The organism is Thiomonas sp. (assembly GCF_054608695.1).
Map to the genome: position 1 here is coordinate 1 of NZ_JBTRXV010000181.1, position 3,569 is coordinate 3,569.

5 protein-coding genes are annotated in these 3,569 nt (G+C 60.8%); 1 reads left to right on the forward strand and 4 read right to left on the reverse strand.

Going from position 1 to position 3,569, the window contains the following annotated elements; genetic code table 11:
• The coding region (locus ACYCUK_RS23885) for an allophanate hydrolase (RefSeq protein ID WP_461597074.1) at positions 1-1,206 on the forward strand (1,206 nt) is incomplete at its 5' end.
• Here the strand turns inward: ACYCUK_RS23885 and ACYCUK_RS23890 are convergent.
• From ACYCUK_RS23890 to ACYCUK_RS23905, 4 genes are all read right to left on the reverse strand, one after another.
• Positions 1,182-1,892 (reverse strand): hypothetical protein, encoded by a 711-nt coding sequence (locus tag ACYCUK_RS23890; RefSeq protein WP_461597075.1) that lies wholly within the window; start codon positions 1,890-1,892, stop codon positions 1,182-1,184. The two genes, ACYCUK_RS23885 and ACYCUK_RS23890, sit on opposite strands and share 25 nt — an antisense overlap.
• Before the next feature lie 32 nt (positions 1,893-1,924).
• Positions 1,925-2,707, reverse strand: a complete 783-nt coding sequence (locus ACYCUK_RS23895; RefSeq protein ID WP_461597076.1) for an N-acyl homoserine lactonase family protein — start codon at positions 2,705-2,707, stop codon at positions 1,925-1,927.
• Entirely contained in the window at positions 2,704-2,838 is a 135-nt protein-coding gene (locus ACYCUK_RS23900; RefSeq protein WP_461597077.1) for a hypothetical protein, read from the reverse strand. The genes ACYCUK_RS23895 and ACYCUK_RS23900 overlap by 4 nt, the downstream gene beginning before the upstream one ends.
• Positions 2,839-2,855: 17 nt before the next feature.
• Positions 2,856-3,569, reverse strand: a 714-nt coding sequence (locus tag ACYCUK_RS23905; protein WP_461597078.1) for a fatty acid desaturase, incomplete at its 5' end; no start/stop codon positions are given.

Below are 3,569 nucleotides of genomic sequence, written 5' to 3' on the forward strand. Positions count from 1 at the left end.
GTAGTGCCAGCCTGCCGTTCCCTGGACAGCGTGTCGATCTTCGCCCTGAGTGCGCAGGACGCCCAGGAGGTCTTTGCGGCCGTGCTGGGCGAGGATCCATGTGATCCTTATTCGCGCACGCCCCAGCCCCACGGCTTTGACTTCGGCTACGCGCCGCGCTTCCGCTTCGGCGTGCCAGCAGAGAAGGACCTCAACTTCTTTGGCGACCACGAATACGCGCAGTTGTTCGACGCTGCGGTGGCGCGGCTCGAATCGCTGGGCGGCGAGCGCGTCGAGCTCGACTTCGCCTCCTTTCTGGAAACCGCTCGTCTGCTTTACGGCGGCCCCTGGGTGGCCGAACGTTACCAGGCCATCCGCAGTTTTATTGATGCCAATCCCGAGGCACTGTTCCCAGTCACCCGCGACATCACCTTGGGGGGAGCCAAGCCGCTGGCCGCAGACGCCTTCGCCGCGCTTTACCGGCTACGGGAGCTCAAGCGCGAATGCGACCGCATCTGGCCGCAGGTGGATTGCGTCATTACTCCCACAGCCGGCACCATCTTTACCCGCGCCGAACTGCTGGCCGAACCCGTAGCCAGAAATACCGACCTGGGCTACTACACCAATTTCATGAATCTGCTGGATTACACCGCAGTAGCGGTGCCGGCTGGATTCCGTGCTGACGGTCTGCCATTCGGCGTCACCCTGTTTGCCCCAGCGCATCAGGACGTACCGCTGCTACATCTGGCCGAACACTGGCAGCTTGCAGACCCTGCACCCATGGGCGCTATGGAAACCATGCCGCCACCAGTGGAAACCGGGCCCGCAGCAGTGCCCAGCGGGCAGGTACGGGTCGCGGTGGTCGGCGCCCACCTCAGCGGGCTGGCCCTTAACCAGCAGCTCACTGCACGCGGTGCCCGGCTGATAGGCGAAACCAATACCGCCCCTTGCTATCGGCTTTACGCCCTGGCAGATGGCAAGCGTCCCGGGCTGATCCGCGTCGCCCATGGCGGTGAGGCGATCGACTGCGAGCTGTGGGAGATGCCCGCCGCAGCCTTCGGATCCTTTGTCGCCGGCATCCCCGCACCACTGGGCATTGGTACCGTCGAATTGGCCGACGGCAGCGCGGTCAGCGGTTTCCTATGCGAAGGTATTGGCATCGCCAGCGCCAGCGATATCACCAGATTCGGCGGCTGGCGTGCTTATTTGCGTTCACTGCAGGTCTGAGGGGCCAGCATCTCGATGGGCAGGGTCAGACGCTGGCCTTCCAGCCAAGGTAGGGTGGAATGCAGGATACAGCCGGCCTGCCCGGCAATTTCGCCAAAGGAAATCTCGCAATCGGCCAGCCGGCGCAAATCGTCATCGCTAGCCGTGCCCTCATGCAGTCGGTACCAGTATTTGCGGCTCCCTGCCTCGGCTAGAGGACGGTCGCGCACCCGCATGAAGCGCCGCCCCGCTCTCAACCACAGGATCTGCGCCCGAGCAGCCGTCGACCAGCAGACATCAACCGAACCTTCCCCTTCCGCCACACGCTCCCAGCGCTCGGTGTACTCAGCCTCAACGCCGTATTCTTCGATGGTATCGGCCGTGGAGGAAAACACCATGCGGCCGAGATCGCGCAGACCTGTGGGGCGGTAGTCTACACAGCGTTGCCACTCGCAGGTATCGCCGTCGATCAACGTCACGCCCGCAAATCCCTCTTGGCCCAGCAGCGCCAGCAATTGCGCACGACTACAATCGCTCAGTGTGACGCAGCCTGAAAAATCGGGCCGGTCGGCGGGTATGCGCAGGTCGGCATGCCAGGAGGCGGTCTGCAGCCAGAATACCAGAGTGGTGTCGTCATGGAGAATCGGCGTAGTGAGCAGCCTGCGCCGCCACAATCCCTGGTAGATAGCAGGTACGGCGCTATTCATCCTGAATCCGCCAACTGCCGTTTTTAGGTTCATCAGTGGTGGAACTCTGGAAATCGGCGCAGGGCCCGCCAAAAGGCCAGGTCATGGTTGGGCCAGAGCTGGGCCTTTTCCCGTGCAGCCAGGTGCTTCAGCTTGCGGATACTCGCTAAGGCCTGTTCTTCGCGGTCCTGCCAGCAGATCCCCGGCGCGATCTCGTCGCGCAGGTTTTCCTCGAGATCAGCGGCGTCGCCACAAAGGATGACCGGCGCCCCCTGAGGCAGTTCAACCCACAGCGACATATGCCCGGCGGTATGGCCGGGGCTGGACACCGCGCGCACCCCGGGTACCAGCTCATATTCCCCGCTCATCACCTTCCAGCGATGGTCGCCGGCAAAGTCATCGGGAAAGTACGCCGGGTCTAATCCGCTGCGCGCGGCGTCGAGTTCGTCGCTTTGGACATGGACCTCGGCGCCGCACAGCTCGCACAATCCGCCGGCATGGTCGAAATGCAGATGGCCGAGAAACACCAGGTCCACGTCGGCCAAGGTCAAACCCAAGCGCGCCAAGTGATGCGGCAGGCGCTGGTCTTCGCGCATATCGGGGGCCCCGAAGGCGAAGGTTTCGGGATCGTAGTAGCGGGCCCGCTGCCGCTGGTCGGCAATCTTGCCGTAGTCGCAGCCGACATCGTAGAGGATACGCCCGTGCGCAGTCTCAATCAGATAGGCGAGGATCGGCGCCTCTATGACCTGGCCCTGACCGCGATGGCGGGTAGAGAGGGATTTGTCGTAACGGTGGGTGGCGGTGAGCAGCGGCCACATCCTGAGAACCTGGGTCATGCGGTTGCCTGAGGCAAAGCGTTGATTGCCGCAGCGGCTCCGGCTAATGTCGTTTCCCAAGCAATTGTACGGCCAATGTCACTGGCCGCTCCGGCCACCAGTGCAGTTTTCCCGGCAAAATTGATTTGCATGGTTATTTTTATTCCAGCTATACCGCAGTCAAAAAGGAAACCCCAATTGCACCATAGAAACCATTGGCCTTGTTTGGCCCCGAGGTCACCACGCCATAGTCATCGCTAAGGATGCGGTTCACTCGGTGTTTATGGAATCCGGAAAGCAAGCATGACATCGGAATGACCTGCTCGCCATCATCCCCATATAGTTCATGATGCAAAGATGGCAGGCGGTACCAAGGCACCGTGGGCTTTTCATGATGGGCGTTGTGGTATGAAAAGTTGAGTAGCAGCAGATTGAGTAATGGGTGACGCACCGAAACCAGATTAGAATAGGTATTGTTCTGCTCGTAGGCACGATCACGTATTTTGTTGTCGGGAATACCGCCTGCCGCCAAAATGGCGAAGGCGTCGTAAGTATGCTGGTAAGCATCGGCGAAGCGCAGTGCAGTGATGAAAATCACATAGGCGACAAAATACAGCACTAGCGCCTTCCACGACACCCAAGCCAGCGTGGCAAAAAACAACAGGCGCAATACCAGCACCGCAATGATGCGCTTCCTGGCCGCCGCGTGCTCTAAATCGATGAAGGGCAGCAGCATCACATAAATCCGCATGATAAATTCTACCGCAGGGATGTAGGCCCACTCCAGCACCAGCACCAGGTTACGCAACCACGATGGACCGGCGCGCAGAAAGGACTTGTAGTCGAAAGTGATCACATCGGCGCGATCACGGTGGTGCCGCAT